Source organism: Nocardia sp. NPDC050793 (assembly GCF_040654065.1).
In the GTDB taxonomy this organism is placed as follows: domain Bacteria; phylum Actinomycetota; class Actinomycetes; order Mycobacteriales; family Mycobacteriaceae; genus Nocardia.
In genome coordinates, this window is record NZ_JBFAHG010000001.1 from 1,112,232 (window position 1) to 1,127,419 (window position 15,188).

At 68.1% G+C, this 15,188-nt stretch carries 14 protein-coding genes, 1 tRNA gene and 2 pseudogenes; 4 read left to right on the forward strand and 13 right to left on the reverse strand.

From position 1 onward, the window contains the following. Positions 1 to 16: 16 nt before the first annotated feature. Entirely contained in the window at positions 17 to 1,150 is a 1,134-nt protein-coding gene (locus tag AB0H50_RS04915; protein WP_357446807.1) for a hypothetical protein, read from the forward strand. A 167-nt stretch (positions 1,151 to 1,317) separates the two neighbouring features. On the opposite strand, the gene AB0H50_RS04920 is transcribed toward AB0H50_RS04915, so the two are convergent. Then, positions 1,318 to 1,710 carry a hypothetical protein gene (locus tag AB0H50_RS04920; protein ID WP_357446810.1) on the reverse strand — a complete coding sequence of 131 codons (393 nt, stop codon included), beginning with the start codon at positions 1,708 to 1,710 and terminating at the stop codon, positions 1,318 to 1,320. A 475-nt stretch (positions 1,711 to 2,185) separates the two neighbouring features. Here AB0H50_RS04920 and AB0H50_RS04925 point away from each other — a divergent pair, with 475 nt between their 5' ends. Then, complete coding sequence (locus AB0H50_RS04925) at positions 2,186 to 2,521, forward strand: hypothetical protein (protein WP_357446813.1); 336 nt, start codon at positions 2,186 to 2,188, stop codon at positions 2,519 to 2,521. 130 nt (positions 2,522 to 2,651) lie between these two features. Next, positions 2,652 to 3,058 (forward strand): annotated as a pseudogene (locus AB0H50_RS04930) (cation transporter); the annotation flags it as partial. Between the two features lie 12 nt (positions 3,059 to 3,070). On the opposite strand, the gene AB0H50_RS04935 reads toward AB0H50_RS04930, so the two are convergent. From AB0H50_RS04935 to AB0H50_RS04960, 6 genes and pseudogenes are all read right to left on the reverse strand, one after another. After that, a complete protein-coding gene (locus tag AB0H50_RS04935) occupies positions 3,071 to 3,505 on the reverse strand; it encodes a hypothetical protein (RefSeq protein ID WP_357446816.1) in 435 nt (144 codons plus the stop codon). 17 nt (positions 3,506 to 3,522) lie between these two features. Beyond that, the gene (locus tag AB0H50_RS04940) at positions 3,523 to 3,720 is read right to left on the reverse strand and encodes a hypothetical protein (protein WP_357446819.1); all 198 of its coding nucleotides are present in this window, start codon (positions 3,718 to 3,720) and stop codon (positions 3,523 to 3,525) included. A gap of 106 nt (positions 3,721 to 3,826) precedes the next feature. Then, positions 3,827 to 4,423, reverse strand: a complete 597-nt coding sequence (locus AB0H50_RS04945; RefSeq protein WP_357446822.1) for a hypothetical protein — start codon at positions 4,421 to 4,423, stop codon at positions 3,827 to 3,829. After that, positions 4,420 to 7,179, reverse strand: a complete 2,760-nt coding sequence (locus AB0H50_RS04950; protein WP_357446825.1) for an AAA family ATPase — start codon at positions 7,177 to 7,179, stop codon at positions 4,420 to 4,422. Before AB0H50_RS04950 ends, AB0H50_RS04945 begins: the two co-directional genes overlap by 4 nt. After that, positions 7,155 to 7,569 (reverse strand): annotated as a pseudogene (locus tag AB0H50_RS04955) (hypothetical protein); the annotation flags it as partial. The gene AB0H50_RS04950 and the pseudogene AB0H50_RS04955, both read right to left, overlap by 25 nt. A gap of 161 nt (positions 7,570 to 7,730) precedes the next feature. After that, positions 7,731 to 7,803, reverse strand: a tRNA-Ala gene (locus AB0H50_RS04960). A 121-nt stretch (positions 7,804 to 7,924) separates the two neighbouring features. Between AB0H50_RS04960 and AB0H50_RS04965 the strand changes: the two genes are divergently transcribed. Continuing rightward, positions 7,925 to 9,382 (forward strand): DUF222 domain-containing protein, encoded by a 1,458-nt coding sequence (locus AB0H50_RS04965; RefSeq protein ID WP_357446828.1) that lies wholly within the window; start codon positions 7,925 to 7,927, stop codon positions 9,380 to 9,382. Positions 9,383 to 9,425: 43 nt separating this feature from the next. On the opposite strand, the gene AB0H50_RS04970 is transcribed toward AB0H50_RS04965, so the two are convergent. From AB0H50_RS04970 to crcB (AB0H50_RS04995), 6 genes are all read right to left on the reverse strand, one after another. Further along, positions 9,426 to 10,163, reverse strand: coding sequence for a thioredoxin domain-containing protein (locus AB0H50_RS04970; protein WP_357446831.1), 738 nt, complete (start codon positions 10,161 to 10,163; stop codon positions 9,426 to 9,428). A 369-nt stretch (positions 10,164 to 10,532) separates the two neighbouring features. Continuing rightward, positions 10,533 to 11,822: an MFS transporter gene (locus AB0H50_RS04975; protein ID WP_357447295.1), complete on the reverse strand. Its 1,290-nt coding sequence runs from the start codon at positions 11,820 to 11,822 to the stop codon at positions 10,533 to 10,535. A 55-nt stretch (positions 11,823 to 11,877) separates the two neighbouring features. Further along, complete coding sequence (pgm, locus tag AB0H50_RS04980) at positions 11,878 to 13,521, reverse strand: phosphoglucomutase (alpha-D-glucose-1,6-bisphosphate-dependent) (RefSeq protein ID WP_357447298.1); 1,644 nt, start codon at positions 13,519 to 13,521, stop codon at positions 11,878 to 11,880. 47 nt (positions 13,522 to 13,568) lie between these two features. Continuing rightward, positions 13,569 to 13,931, reverse strand: coding sequence for a fluoride efflux transporter CrcB (gene crcB, locus AB0H50_RS04985; protein ID WP_357446834.1), 363 nt, complete (start codon positions 13,929 to 13,931; stop codon positions 13,569 to 13,571). Further along, positions 13,928 to 14,278, reverse strand: coding sequence for a DUF190 domain-containing protein (locus AB0H50_RS04990; RefSeq protein ID WP_357446837.1), 351 nt, complete (start codon positions 14,276 to 14,278; stop codon positions 13,928 to 13,930). The genes crcB (AB0H50_RS04985) and AB0H50_RS04990 overlap by 4 nt, the downstream gene beginning before the upstream one ends. 65 nt (positions 14,279 to 14,343) lie before the next feature. Further along, positions 14,344 to 14,817 carry a fluoride efflux transporter CrcB gene (crcB, locus tag AB0H50_RS04995; protein ID WP_357446840.1) on the reverse strand — a complete coding sequence of 158 codons (474 nt, stop codon included), beginning with the start codon at positions 14,815 to 14,817 and terminating at the stop codon, positions 14,344 to 14,346. Between the last annotated feature and the right edge of the window lie 371 nt (positions 14,818 to 15,188).

Sequence of the window (15,188 nt, forward strand, 5' to 3'; positions counted from 1 at the left end):
CGCACCGTAGCCCGAGGTGTTGCTGGCGGCACGAGAACGTCGTGTTACGAATATGGATGCGCGGCCACGTGTTTCGATGTCGGTACGAGCGATAGCTTGGGTTGTGCTTACGGTGCGGATGAACGACCGGGCGGCGAGACTGCTCGGTGTGCGGGACGGCTTCGGTGGTCTGGATCCAGAGGAGGGTTTGGCCCCCGGTTTGCGTACCTGGGTGGACGGCGGGATCGAAAGTCGCGGCGAGGTGGTGTCCTGGGCCCCGATTCCCGCGAACGCTGACGACGCACCGGGGCGTTTGTTCGACCTCTACGATTGGGAGCACTGGCACAACGACTTCCACCTGGAAGATTTCGTGTCCGTTGACTCCACGTATGCCGACGGGCCGATCGTCGGCGTCGACGCGCAGCGGACCCTGCTCAGGCAAGGGATCGCGCTGGCTCGGGAGGTCGGGCGGCTGGCCGGTGAGCTGAGCACGCCGATTCCGCTGCGGTGCATCATTGCGGCCAACGAAACCAACGGCAAGTTCGCGTTCTATCGGATTCGGCCCGAGGACAGTTGGGTGCTCGATGACCTCGACAGGGACGACCGTGGCTATGTAGTGATCATCGACTTTGTTCCTCGGCCTCGCGACAGGTTCCGAAGCGCGCGCATCGCTGCGCCGCAACGGGCGGCGCTCATCGACCTCGTCGAGTTGCTCGCACCCGATGTCGAGAAGGCTCGTGGCAGATTGGCGTACGTCCTCGAGAATGCGTTGTGGTCAGCGTTCGATCCCGAAGACGCGCTGATAGAGGCATTGTTCGACGGCACCGACAGCGCCTTGGCCTACTTCCATCGTGTTATCGCCGATCCCGACACGATTCGCTGCCGCCTGGAGCTGATGCCCGCCTGTCCGGTAGGACTGACCTGGGACTGGGACCGGTACGACGGCGATATCGGTTCCTGGAACAGCGAGACCGATCTTCAGCCCTACTTGCGGTTGTTGGCCGATCGTTGTTGTGCGGTCGATACCGCGTTGATCGGCATCTTCGCTGGCGCGGATGGACTGGTGCTTGGTTTCCTGCCTTCGGACAAGCTCGAGCGATTCATCGTTCTCGCCGCGACGGCCAAGGCGGAGATCGTCGTCTACGGCTCGGTCGAGCATGGCGAGCACTGAACCGGTTTCATCGATGACGCCCTTTCACCCCTGCTACAACACCTATCGCGTGTTTCCCAACGGCCACGCGGCCGCACCCTAGGTTCGACGGTCGGTGGCCGTGTCGCGGGGTCCTGGAGAGGACCCCGCGACCAGCTATCAGCTACGCTGCGCCGGCCCAGCACGCGTCAGGCGGCGTCGAGGGCCGCGGTGATCTTGCGGGCCATCGCAGCCACGGCGGGGCTGGGCTCGCCGCTGCGGGCCGCGATGGCGACCAGGACGGTGTCGCGGAAGTTGTCGGCCTCACCCGGATATTGCTTGCCGAGCAGGCTCATGGCTGCGGTCAGGGCGGGCAGTACCTGGTCGGCGAGTTCGGCGACGGACTTACCTTGCAGATGGATGTCTTTGGACTTGGCGGCGAGCACGTGCCCAACCAGCCCGGTCGCCGAGGTCAGGGCGATGGAGCCGTGCGTGATGGCCTTGTGCGGCGCACCGGAGGCGGCCATCAGCGACACGGCGCCGTAGGCGGCGGTGCGCAGGGTGCTCTTGTCCTGGTCGGTCATGGTGATGGTGATGGACATGTCGTGTACTCCTCGAAATCGGTTGTGGCGCCCACTGGAACACTGTCGGTGCCGGTCGTTTTGTTCGATGTACACACTGTCGCCGGGGTGACTGACAGCGACCTGACACACGCCTGACACCGACACTGACACCGCGATCGGTCATCAATACGTCGGCTCAGCCGCTGACGATCACACGGCCCGAGACCGCTCTGGCTCAGAACGTCCTATGCCGCGACCTACGCGTTCCCACCACGCATTCATGGCATGACGGGAGTCCCCGTCAAGCCGGTCGCGATCTGCTGAGCGTGTCACCGGGGTTCACCCGCACCTGGCCCGGCCAGTTATGGCCCTGGGCAGGTGCACCTCGCCCATTTCAAGCGATCTGCGCATCAGTCATACTGTTGACAGTCATTGTCTCCCAGCATATTTGACAAATGCCGAGGCGGGATCGACCAGTGTTGTCGGCGGGGCGGCCCGCCGAGAGAGGGAAATCATGGGATTGCCAAGTGAATTCGGCATGGCCACCGGTGCGGGCATCGCGGCGCTCGTCCTGCTCGCGCTGCTGCCCGCTACCGCACAGGCGGCCATTGGCCGGGCCTCCTACGTCACCGTGGCGGGAGAGATCTTGTCGATCGAAGGGCCGGACAGCGGCTCCTGCATCCAATTGAAAGATGCCACAGTGCGTTTCGAGAACGGCACCAGCGACCGGGCCTACCTGTTCGGCGATTCCGCGTGCGGTGCGGGATCCGAGATCGAGGGTGTCGATCTCATCTGGAAGGCTCCGGCCGGGACGCAGGCCCTCTCCGTGCGCTTCGAGCCAGCCGGGTAGCCCGCGACATCGACGCCAGAAAGACCCGAAAGCCGCCCTCCCGCAAATGAGTAGTGCGGCGACGGCGCCGTCTTCGCTAGGCGACGGTAAGCACGATCTTGCCTTGGATATGCCCTCGTGAGGCGCGTTCGGCCTCATCCTGGCCTTCCTCGGCGTCGGGCTGACCGACTGCACCGGCAACCCGCTCTGGGACGGCATCGGCACTCTCGCCATCGGCCTCCGCCTCGGCGTCATAGCCATCGTCCTCATCGTCGAAACGAAGAGCCTTCTCATCGGTGAGGGCGCAACCCCCGACGAGGACCGCCGGGTCCGCGAGGACCTGGTCGACGGCACCCGCGTCACCCCGGGTCCTCAATATCAAGACCCAGTACCTCGCCCCCGACGCGCTTCTCGTCGCCACCAAAATCGGCATTACCCCCGGCCTCGATATCGAGGCCAGGGCACCCCATCGACGACGCGGAAGCCCGTGTCCGCGCGGCGGTTCCGGCTGTCCCCGACATGTACATCGAACCGGACCTCTACCGCACGGACTACTGACCGGCGGCGCGCTCAGCGACCCTGGCAGGTGAATCCGACACCCACTCCCCCGCGCCCGGTGCTGTTCGGGGCAATGACCCACACCCAGAACTGCTTCGCTGGTTTCGCCACCGACCCCGAGACCTTCACCACCGTGCTCTCGCCCGGTCCCAGCAATCCGGACGACGGCGTGATCACCACATCGGGCAGCACGGCACGCCTGAGATCCTGTGCCGCGAAACTGATATCGATATCGTGCGCCGTCGCATCCCACTCGATCGTTCCGGAACTCGGCGACACCTTGAACTCGGTGACGATATTGTTGCAGGACAACCGATCTCGGCCGCTCGTCCCGCGGAAGCTCACCGAGACAATCCCTTCCGGCGACTCGGCCCAAGCGACCGGCACGCTGGCCCCGCTCGCGAGTAAGCCGACGGCGGCCGTCGCCACGAGAAAACGTCGCATCATCTCTACTCCCGGCGCGATCAGAGGAGAGTGCAGAGAATCAGGATGACGACAACCGCGACGACCACGGCGGCGATCATCGCCTCGTCATCGGAGTCGTCGCCCCGTCCCGGCGAGTAGTAGGCCCGGGGTGGCGGCGCATTGTTCGCCCGGCGCAGCGCGTCCGTCGCCTGCTGGGACGCGTGCCGTGCCACCTCTCCCGGATCGGGGTAGCTCATGAGTATCTCCGTTTCAGTGGAATCCATCACCCGTCGAATGGGGCGCACTTCCGACGCTACGGAGACCGGCCGGAGCCCGGAATCGACCGAACTACTCATCCCTTGCTCATTCGCTACTCACCGGCGGTGACACCTGGGCGTCGAACTCGACCATGGTGACGTCCGGATCCGGTATGACTCCCGCGCGTTCGAACGCCGGGTAGAGCCGCTCGGTCAGGAACCGATCGGCGGCCTCGTGGCTGTCCCACAGATCGATGACGTACAGCGCGCCCGCCGAGACACCGGCGAGGTGCACGAACTGGCCGGTGACCGGAGCGGCGCCGACCACACTGTCGACCCTGTCGTACTCGGCGACGGTGATTCCGGGAATCTTCGTAATGTGGATGTGCGCCCGGTGGGGTGGTGCGGCCGACACCGTCATGCGGCCGTCGAACTCGACAGCGGCACTGTCGGGTTCGGGGATCACCCCCGTATGTTCGAATGCCGGGATGAGGCGGTCGGCGACGAAACGGTCGGCGGCGGCGCGGCTGTCCCACACGTCGAGGGTGACCAGGTTGCCGGCGACGAATCCAGCTGCGCTCAGCAGAATGCCGCGGATGGGCTCGCTGCCCATACCGGCGTTCACGGTCTCGAATTGGGCGGATGTGACGGCCGGGGTGGTGATGATTTGGACGAAGGCCGAGACGGCCGCCGCGGTGCTCATTCGTGGCTCACCTCGCGGGCTGCCCAGACGGCGATCTGGCTGCGCGTCGTGTAGCCGAGTTTTCCCAGGATGTGCTGGACGTGGTTTTGGGCGGTGCGTTCGGAGATCACCAGGGTTCTGGCGATTTCGCGGTTGGTGCGGCCGGCTGCGATGAGGGCGGCGACCTCTTGTTCGCGGGGAGAAAGATGTTGTGCGCCTGCACTCTTCAGGAGGGATTCGAGGCGGGTGACCCAGGGCGGCATATCCAGGGCGCGTGCCGTGGGGAGAATGCGCTCGCCGAGGGTGCGGGCGGTTGCGGTATCGCCTCGGCGCGCGGCGAGCAGGGCGCGTTCGGCCTCCGCCTCGACGGCGAACCCGGGAGCGCCTATGTCGGTGCAGATTCGGGCGGCTGCGGTGAGGTCGGCATCGGCGGCATCCCAATCCGAGAGGGCGGCAGCGCATTTGCCGAGCAGGAGTTCGATGGGGCCGAAGTAGTTCGAGGCTCCCGCGCTGCTGGTGACGTGATGCCCGCGCCACGGCGCGAGCCGCTCGCGGAAGTGCTCGATATCGTCGACCGCGTGCAGCGCGACCGCTATATGGGTGCCGACGGCGAGCGCGTCGAGGGTGAAATATGGTGGCACGGTCCAGTTCCGAGGTGTGCCAGCACGACGGTACAGCTGCTCCGCCTCCGCGGTGCGGCCGAGTTCGAGCAGCATGAGGGCGGGTCCGATGAGGCCGAGCAGTTCATTGCGGATATCCGCCCGGCGGGCGGGCGGCAACGAGGCCAGGGTCGGCTCGGGGTAGCCATGATGGTGGCCGATCGCCCCGATCAGCGAGGCGTAGGTGCCGAAGGCGGCGGGATGGTCCAGGGCCGACAGCAGCGCGAAGGCGGCGCCGCTCAGGCGCAGCGCGGTGGCGAAGTCGGCGCGCGCCTGGGCGCAGGCGGCCTGTGCGACGAGCAGATGCCAGCGCGCCATCGGGCCACCGACCCGGTCAACGCACCACGCCAGCGCAGCGACGGCTCGTTCGGCCTCGTCGAGTTTGCCGCGCTGCCAATGTGTATCGGCCGCCCACAGCCAGCCGAGCATCTCCACCGCCGGTCGCCGCGCCCCGCTGCCCACTTCGATCATGCGGGCGGCGAGCGATTCCCGTTCCGTGACGTATTCCGGTCCGCTGCAGGCTAGTTGGCGTGCGGCGAGCGCGGCGGCGAAGGCATCCCGGTCGCCCGAGAAGAAGGCATGGCGCAGGGCGGTGGCCGAGATTCTCCGGATCTCATGGTATTCGCCCAGATAGAGCAAGCTTTCGGCCTTCCGGGCCAATACCCTTGCGCACAAAGCAGATTGCTCGTCGGTGAGGCGGTCCAGCGCATCATCGCAGCGGTCGCGCACATCACGATCCCAGCCGCGTTCGCCGATCGGTTCGAGCACGAGCGCGGCTTCGGCCAGCAGTTCCGGATCGTCGAGGCGTCGCGCGACTACGAAGGCCTCCGCGCACACCGGACCCGCCGATTCCAGCCGGCCGCAACGCACGGCGGCCGCGGCCTTCGCGAGCAGCAACCGCACACGATCCACGGAATCGGCCGCGGGTGTGTGACCGAGCGCCTGCCCGTAGAGACGATCGGCTTCCTCATAGGCGAGGCTCGCCGCGGCGTGATCAGCGGCCCGCCGCGCCCAGTGCGCCGCTGTATCCCGGCCATCGGCAATGGCGGCTTCGCCCGCATGCCTTGCCAATTCGGCCAGATGCTCGTCGAGATCGTCGGCATACAGGTCCTCGATCGCCTGGACGGCGCGGCCGTGCAACAGCGCTCGTTGATGCAGCGGCAGGACGGACGCGAGCGCCGCGCGCACGATGCCGTGGCTGAAGGTGACCCGGCCTGCCGCGGTGCCCGGCGTCAGCAGGCCCGCGCGAATACCCTCGTCGGCCATGGGCAGACACTCCATCATCGGGCGTTCGACCAGCCGGGCGGCAATGGCGAGCGGGAACTCCTCACCGAGCAAAGAGGCCGCCGACAGCAAATGCTGCGTGGCGGCCGACAGCACCGCGACCCGCGTGCGCACCACATCGACCAGCCGGGGCGGCAGCGCGGAAATCCCCGCATCGGGAGTGGACTGCACCATCCGGCCGAGCTCGCGGATGAAGAAGGGATTGCCGCCTGTCAGCGCACGCACCGTTCGCGCGAGCGGCTCATCGATCTCGCGATCCGCGAGAACCGCGAGATAGCGACCCGTCTCCTCGATCGAAAAGCCGGGCACCACAATGCTTTCGACCGCCGCTTCGGACATCAGTCGTGGTTTCACCGAACACCATCCGGGCGATTCCCGGTGCTGCCGCTCTGCCGCGCACAGCAGTAATCGCCTGCCACGCAACGACCGCACGACATGCAGCAGCGCGACCAGTGACGGCTCATCGGCCCACTGGATATCGTCCACCACCAGCAGTCCGCCGGTGGCATCGGTGATGTCGGCCAGCCTGTCGACGATTCGCTCGAACAGCGTGGCACGGTCGGCGGACCCGTCGCCCTCGATTGCGCCGAGCACCTGGTGCCACAGCCAATAGGGCGGCGCGTCCGGCAATTCCAGCGACCGCGCCCAGAACACCGCCACACCCCGCCGCTCCGCATCTCGCGCCAGTTCTGTCAACAGCCGGGTCTTACCGATACCCGCCTCACCGGAGCAGACCACCATGTGCGGCCGTCCACCGACTGCCTCGGTCAGTGCCTTCCGGAGCAGAACGAGTTCGGCGGCACGGCCGATCAGTGCAGACCCGCCCACGTGCATAGCAGCAGCGTAAGCACTACGGGTCGCGACCGCTGTTCATTCGAGCCCACCGCGAACCGTCGGTAGATGGCCCGCAGCAGGTCGCGCGGGTTTGTGCGGTTGTCGAATTCGTCGCGGGCGGCGTAGTAGCCGTGCACGCCGGGGCCGGGTGGGGTAGCGGAGGAGCAGAGGTAGACGCCGGATAGTGGGGTGCGGTAAGGGCGCCAGCGGGGGACGGGGCGGAAGATCGTCTGACGGAGGGGTCATTGCGCCGGCGGAGATATCGCCGCCGATGTAGTTGGGGTTGTCGGCGGACATGGTGGCGGCGGTGCGGACGCGGGTAGCGAGGATGAGGTCGCGGAAACCGGGGGCGAAGCGTTCGACCTGGGCGGTGATGGCTGCGGTCATGTCCCGGGTAGAGGCACCTCATCCACGTGACACAGGACCGCCCCTGGGTGCTCCGTCCCAGTTCGCCGCAATTTCGAAGCGGAATTGTGGGGCAAACGTGGGGTTGGTGCAAGACAAAACAAATCAGACCCGGCGCGATGCCGGGTCTGACCTGTGTAAATGGGTGGAGCTAAGGGGACTCGAACCCCTGACCCCCACACTGCCAGTGTGGTGCGCTACCAGCTGCGCCATAGCCCCTTGGTGGGTCGCGCTCGGTTTCCCTCGCGCCTGATGAAAGTTACACCACCGGCGTGTCAGCAAACAAATCGCCTGGACAAAAGGGTGGCGGGTGGGCGAACTCAACCGTAGAATCGAACACATGTTCGAACACAATCAGCTCTCTGCGATGGACTTCGGGGCCATGAGTGACGAAGGGTTGATCGACGCGCTCAGGGCGGCGCACGGGGCGGCGGCCGCGGCGCAGGCGGCGGAGGTGTTCGCGGTGCGCGAGCTGTATCGGAGACACCGGGCCGCGAGCGCCGAGCCTGGGCCGGGCGGGGTGCGGGCCGGGGAATTCGCGGCGGCGGAGGCGGCGGTGGCGTTGTATGTGGACGAGGGAACGGCGGGGGCGCTGATCGATATCGGGCTGGTTCTCGAGGAGGCGCTGCCGCGGACCAGGGCGGCGTTCGCGGCGGGGCGGATCGACCTTGCCAAGGTGCGGGTGATCGTGGACAGCACGCGGGCGCTGACGAAAGAGGTCGTCGACGTGCTGGAACCGCGGCTGCTGGAGGCGGCGGCGCGGACCAATCCCGCGCGTTTGCGGCAGGCGGCGCGGCGGTGGGCGCACCGGCTGGATCCCGCCGGTGCGCAGCGGCGGCGGGAGCGGCGACAGGACGACCGTGACGTGCGGATTCGCGCCGTGCAGGACAGCATGGCGGTGTTCGACGGGCTACTACCCGCACCAGGAGCGCAGACGGTAGCGATGCGGTTGCGGGAGATGAGTTTGCAGGTCTGCGCCGCGGACCCGAGAACGATGCCGCAGCGGCGGGCCGACGCACTGGTGGCGCTCGCGGACGGGTCGGGGCGGCTGCGCTGCCAGTGCGGCCGTGGCGAACGGTGCCCGAAGGCCGGTGCGCCCGCGCAGCCGCCGCGAGGGCCGTTGATCCAGATCGGGATCGCCGCGGAGGCGCTACTCGACATGCGGGAGTCGCCCGCGTTCCTGGCCGGCTACGGGCCGATCGACGCGGCGCTGGCCCGGTTGCTCGCCGAGCACGCGCAATTCCAGGTGGTTCCCGAGCATTCGAACACCGACGCGGGTGTGACGGAAGAGGCGGCGCGACGACGCGTGGGGCGCGAGATACGGGCGGTGGACGGGATGTGCCGGTTTCCCGGGTGCACGATCCCGGCCGCGGAAGCCGAACTGGAGCGCACCGGCAGCGGGCTCGCCGTGCTCTGTTCGCGGCATCGCCGACTGAAGTCTTTGGCGGACAAGAGGAAACAGCGATGGCGCGTGTGGCGTGCGGATCGCGATCGGATGCAATGGACCGCACCGAACGGTGACGTGCACACCACGGGACGGGAAGGTGCGCGATACCTGTTCCCGCACACCGATATCGCGCTACCCATAGCAGGAAACGTTGGCGTCCAGGCTTTTTCGCGCGTTTCGAGACCGGCGCAGGTAGCCGGCCGCGCGGGAAGCGCCGAGCCGAGCCCGTTCACCGCCGACCGCCCGACCTGCGAGGACCTGCTCTACCCGCTCGACGGGCACATACCACTCCACCGGCAACTCAGCCGCATCGCACCGGAGGACGACATCCCAGACGACGTCACGGGCTGAGCCGGGCGCGCTGAACGCCCGGCCCGCAGGGGGAGCCGGATGTTCAGCGAGTCAGCTCGACAACCCACTCCTCGTTGTTCACGTCGATCTTGTTCTGTCCGTCGAACACCGACGGCGTCGCGGCGCGGCCGTCCAATCGCGCGTTCAGGTCGTCCATGGCCGCCTGCGCGTGCGCCTTGGCGTCCGCCGCCTTCGCCCCGCTCGCCACGCACTGCACGACCGATTCGGGCGCTCCCGCGTCTCGTGCCAGGCCGGACAGCTGCTCGTTGCCGAGGTCGTCGCCGCCTTCCTTCGGCTGCTTCGACACGAACAGCAGCTCGTGGAACTTCGAGTACACCGGGCCGATGCCCGCCTCGGCGACGCATTCGGTGGCGGCGACCGCGCGCGTCGAGTAGTCCTTGCTGCTCGACTTCGGGTCGAGGAAGTTCACGTAGTGGTACCGCACCGCGAGCTTGCCCTCGTCCAGTTGCTGGGCCAGTTCCTGGCCGTAGACCCGCTCCAGCGCGCCGCAGGCGGGGCACAGCGGGTCTTCGTAGACGTCGATCGTCGTGGCCGCGTCCTGCTTGCCGAGGACGACGACACCGTCGGGTTGCAGCACCGCGTGCACGCCGGGGTCGCGCACAGGGCCGTAGCCGTCGTTGCGCACGTCCGGTTCGTCCCGGCCCCAGCGGAACGCCAGGAACACGATCAACACGATCAGCGCGAGCGCGACGCCGCCGAGCGCGAAGCTGGTCGCGCTGGACATCGGGCGCGGGGTGTAGTTCGAACGCGATTGACTCACGTCAACACTCTGCCGCAATCCCCGATGCCGGTGTGCGCCGGGCGGTGCGAGTCGCCTACACCGGCGTCGACTCTGCGCAGCTCGCCGTCACAGATCGTGTGGACGCTTCACATAGGCACCGCCTGTGTGAAGCGTCAGCAAGCTGTGTGGGACCACGCGGAGCCGCCCGAGCGGAGTGCTGGACTTCGCGGAGCCCCGCAGACTTCGCAGGCTCTGTCGACACCTCGCAGCGGGTGCAACCTCTGCGAGGTGTGCACACGGCCTGCGAGGTGCTCGGGCAGTTGGGTGCCATCGGCAACGGTTCGGCCTGCGGGCGCACTGCCCGCCGACGGACCGAATTCCGTTGCCCGCAGATCGATTCCTGCCTGACTAGAGACGTGACCCGGTGTGCGAAGCGGGTTGCTCGTCGCGGATCTGGTCGCGCGCTTCCTCGCACTCGTCGGCGGCACGGTGCGCGAGCTGATACTCCGCGTCGTCGCACGGCACCGCCGCGACGTGATCGGTCTCGACCTCGGCGGTGTGCCGTTGCAGCGGTTCGGGGACGACCGTCCACGCCGCGGCCGCGACGGCCAGCAGCGCACCGGTCACAGCGAGGGCAGGCCCGTAGGAGGTGTGCTGGGCCAGCGCGCCGACAGCGACCGGACCGACCACGGCGCCGAAGTCGGCCGCCATCTGGAAGCCCGCGAGTACCGGCCCGCCGCGCGCCTTGGGTCCTAGGATGTCGGCTAGCGCGGCCTGCTGGGTCGGCGTCAGCATGCCCGAGCCGAGCCCGGCGACAACGGAGGTCACCAGCAGCCAGCCGAAATCCGGGGCGTAGCCGAGTCCGGCGGTGCCGAGCGCGCACACCAGCGAGCCGACGACGAGGAACGGCTTGCGTCCCCACCGATCCGACAGCCTGCCGGACAGGAACAGCACCGCGACGTTGCCCGCGGCGAAAGCCGTCAGCGCGACGCCCGCCATACCCGCGGGCTGCTTCAGCACCTCCACCACGAGCAGCGGCACCAGCGCCATCCGGACGCCGAAAATGGCCGCGCCGTTGGCGAAGTTCGACCACAGCACGGCACGGTAGGCCGGGCGAGCCAGCGCCTGACGGAAGGTCATGACGCGTAGTTCGCCGCTGACCTCGGGTGCGGCCAGATGCGAATGGCGCAGGCTCAGGTAGACCGCGGCGCTCACCGCGAGCAGCGCCACGGCGTAGATGAGGAACGGCGCGCGCAGCCCGAGCCCGGCCAGGGCACCGCCGACCAGCGGACCGCTCACCGATCCGATCAGGAAGCTCGTCGACCACAGGCCCGACACCCGCCCGCGCTGCTCCGGCGGCGACAGGCGGATCACCAGCGCCAGCGACGACACGGTGAACATGGTCGAGCCGATGCCGCCGACCGAGCGCAAAGCCAGCAGCTGCCAATAACTCTGGGCCAGCGCGCTCGCTCCGGTGGACACCGCGACGATCACCAAGCCGGACAGGTATACCCAGCGCTCCCCCAGCCGCTGCACCAGCCGACCGCTGACCGGCGCGAACAGCAGCCGCATCAACGCGAACGCGCTGACGATCGCGGACGCGGCCGCCACCCCGACGCCGAAGCTGCGCGCGAACTGCGGCAGCACCGGCGCCACGAGTCCGAATCCGATGGCGATGACGAACGCGGCTCCGATCATCACCCAGATCTCGCTGGGCAGCCCTCCGGCCCTCGTGCTCGCCAGCGCCCTGGCTCTACAGCTCACCCGTCAGCGCCTTGCCCACCATCTCCTCCGCGGCCGCCTGCACCTGGGCCAGGTGCTCGCTGCCGTGGAACGACTCCGCGTAGATCTTGTACTTGTCCTCGGTGCCGGACGGACGCGCGGCGAACCAGGCGTTCTCCGTGGTGACTTTCAGTCCGCCCAACGGCGCGCCGTTGCCTCGTGCGCGGGTGAGCACGGCGGTGATCGGCTCGCCCGCGATCTCTTTGGTGGTGATCACATCGGGAGTCAACCTCGCCAACCGCGCTTTCTGTTCCGCGGTGGCCGGGGCGTCGATGCGGGCGTAGGCGGGACTGCCGTAGCGGCGCTCGAGCTCGACGTAGCGCGCGGACGGCGTCTGGCCGGTGCACGCGGCGATCTCGGCGGCGAGCAACGCGAGCAGGATGCCGTCCTTGTCGGTGGTCCACACCGTGCCGTCCATCCGCAGGAACGAGGCGCCCGCGCTCTCCTCCCCGCCGAAAGCGAGGCTGCCGCTGAACAATCCGGGGACGAACCACTTGAACCCGACCGGCACCTCGTGCACGTCGCGGCCGAGTACGCCGACCACCCGGTCGATCATGGACGAGGTGACCACGGTCTTGCCGATCTTGGTCAGCGCGTCCCAGCCGATGCGGTTCGCCACCAGATATTCGATGGCCACCGCGAGGAAGTGGTTGGGGTTCATCAGCCCGCCATCGGGGGTCACGATGCCGTGCCGGTCGGCGTCGGCGTCGTTGCCGGTGGAGATGTCGTAGTCGTCCTTGATCGCCACCAGCCCCGCCATGGCGTAGCGCGAGGACGGGTCCATCCGGATCTTGCCGTCGCTGTCCAGCGTCATGAAGCGCCAGGTCGGGTCGACGAACGGGTTGACGACCTCGAGTTCGAGGTCGTAGCGCTGGCCGATCTCCTCCCAGTAGTCGACGCTGGCGCCGCCCATCGGGTCGGCGCCAAGGCGGATGCCCGCGCCGCGAATCGCGTCCAGATTCAACACGTTCGGCAGGTCGGCGATGTAGTTGTCGAGGTAGTCGTAGCGCCGGACGCTGGTGGCCAGCGCGTGCTGCAACGTGGTGCGCTTCACCTCGGACAGCCCGGTGCGCAGCAGCTCGTTCGCCCGCGCGGCGATAACGTCGGTGGCGACGGTGTCGGCCGGACCGCCGTGCGGCGGGTTGTATTTGAAGCCGCCGTCGCGTGGCGGATTGTGCGAGGGTGTGACCACGATGCCGTCGGCCTGGTGCTTGGTGCCGTTGGTGTTGTGCCGCAACACCGCGTGGCTCAGCGCCGGAGTCGGCGTGTAGCGGTCGCGGGCGTCGATCACCGCGGTGACGTCGTTGGCCGCGAGCACCTCGAGCGCGGTGGTCCACGCGGGCTCGGACAGCGCGTGGGTGTCCCTGGCCAGATATACCGGACCGGTGATGCCCCTGGTAGCGCGGTATTCGACGATCGCCTGGGTGATCGCGAGGATGTGCGCCTCGTTGAACGCGCAGTCCAGGCTGGACCCGCGATGTCCCGAGGTGCCGAACTCCACCTGCTGGGCCGGATTCGCCGGGTCGGGGATGTGGCTGTAGTAGGCGGTCACCAGGTGGGCGATGTCCTCCAGGTCGGTCGCCCGCGCGGGTCGCCCGGCTCGATCATGGGCCATGCTCGGGTCTCCCTTCCAGGTCGGCTGCGCCCGGCTCGTCATCAAGATCATGCCCACAACCACTGGGTCGCGGACGCGGCGGCGTACACCGCGGCCAAGCAGGCCGCCACGCTGATCACGACATTGCCCACCGCGTAGGTGTAGGCGCCGTCCGCGACCAGCCGGATGGTCTCGTAACCGAATGTGCTGAACGTCGTCAACGCGCCGCAGAAGCCGGTTCCCGCCAACGAGAGGAGCCAGCTGTCCGCGGTCGCGCCGTACAAACCGCCCAGCGCCGCCGAACCGACAATATTAACGGTCAAAGTTCCCAAAGGCAGCAGGGATTCGAAACGGGCGGCCATGGCCCGGTCGATCAGATAGCGCAGCGGCGCGCCGACCATGCCTCCGAGCACGACGAGCACCGCGGTCATCGAGCCTCCTGCCAGGTCTCCACCGGCGACAGCGTGACGGTCACGCCGCCGAGCACCTCGGCGTTCTGCTCGACGAACGACCGCAAGCGCTGCGGCTCGTCGACGATCATCACCTGCACGGGAAGGTGTTCGGCCAAGTCGAGGACGCGACTGGTGTGGATGCGCGAGGACGCGCCGTAGCCCTCCACGCCGCGCCACACGCTCGCGCCTGCCAGGTTCGCGTCGCGCGCGCGGCGCACGATCTCGTGGAACAGGGGGCCGTGCCGCCACTTGTCGTCCTCGTCGAGCAGCACCGTCAACCGCGCGGCCTGCCGCCACTGCCCCGCGTCCGCAGGTGAACCACTCATCGCATGACCCCCTTTCGTAGTACGTGCCCAGTCGTCCACCGCGTCGCCGTCGGGCGATGCGCCGTTCACCGTCGTCCACCGCGCCGTCGCGGTCCTGCCGTCCCTGCCGCGAGCCGCGCCACCCCCATGCCGAGCCAAACCGCGGCGAGCGTCGCCGCCACCGTCCCCCCGAGATACCCGAGTGCCTCGGTCGTGTCGCCCGATTCGAGCAGTCTACGAATCTCGAGGCTATAGGTCGAAAACGTCGTGAAACCGCCCAGCAACCCGACACCGAGGAAGGGGCGCAGCAGTCTGTGGGCTACCCAGACCTCGGTGATCAGAATCATCAGAATTCCGATCGCGAAGCAACCGACGACATTCACGGTGAAGGTAGCCCACGGCACTTGGCCCGGCTGCGGCGGCCACCGGAGTCCGACCGCGTAACGCATTACGGCGCCGAGCCCGCCACCCAACGAGATCACCAGAAGCACCGCGGGCTCGACGGACGGAACGCGGGCTTGCGAGCCCATCTGCTGACCTCCTGCCGCGCCGAACGTCACCGGCGTCATGCTATCGGTAGGACCACACGGTCGGTTCGCCCAGGGGACACGGATGACGAACAGCCGCGTTCGTCGGCACGGGTCAGGCCGCCGACTCCGAATGCCGCGAAGGTTTCGCCGGTTCGGCCCTCCCCTATCCCTTCGGCACTGGAGCGACCATGGCGGCACGACAGGCACTACCCGACGCGCGTCCGACGGCGGCGGCAAGGCTCCGAACCGGGCGTCAGCAAACTTCGAGCAGAGGTCGATCCCTGCTTGGTCCGCGGTGACCGAGCGCCACTGGCGGGCAGGCACGCCGGTGCGGCTCGACCTCATTCCCGGCGCCGATCACAACGCGGCGAGCACCCATGCCGCGCCGCGGGCGTTCGGTT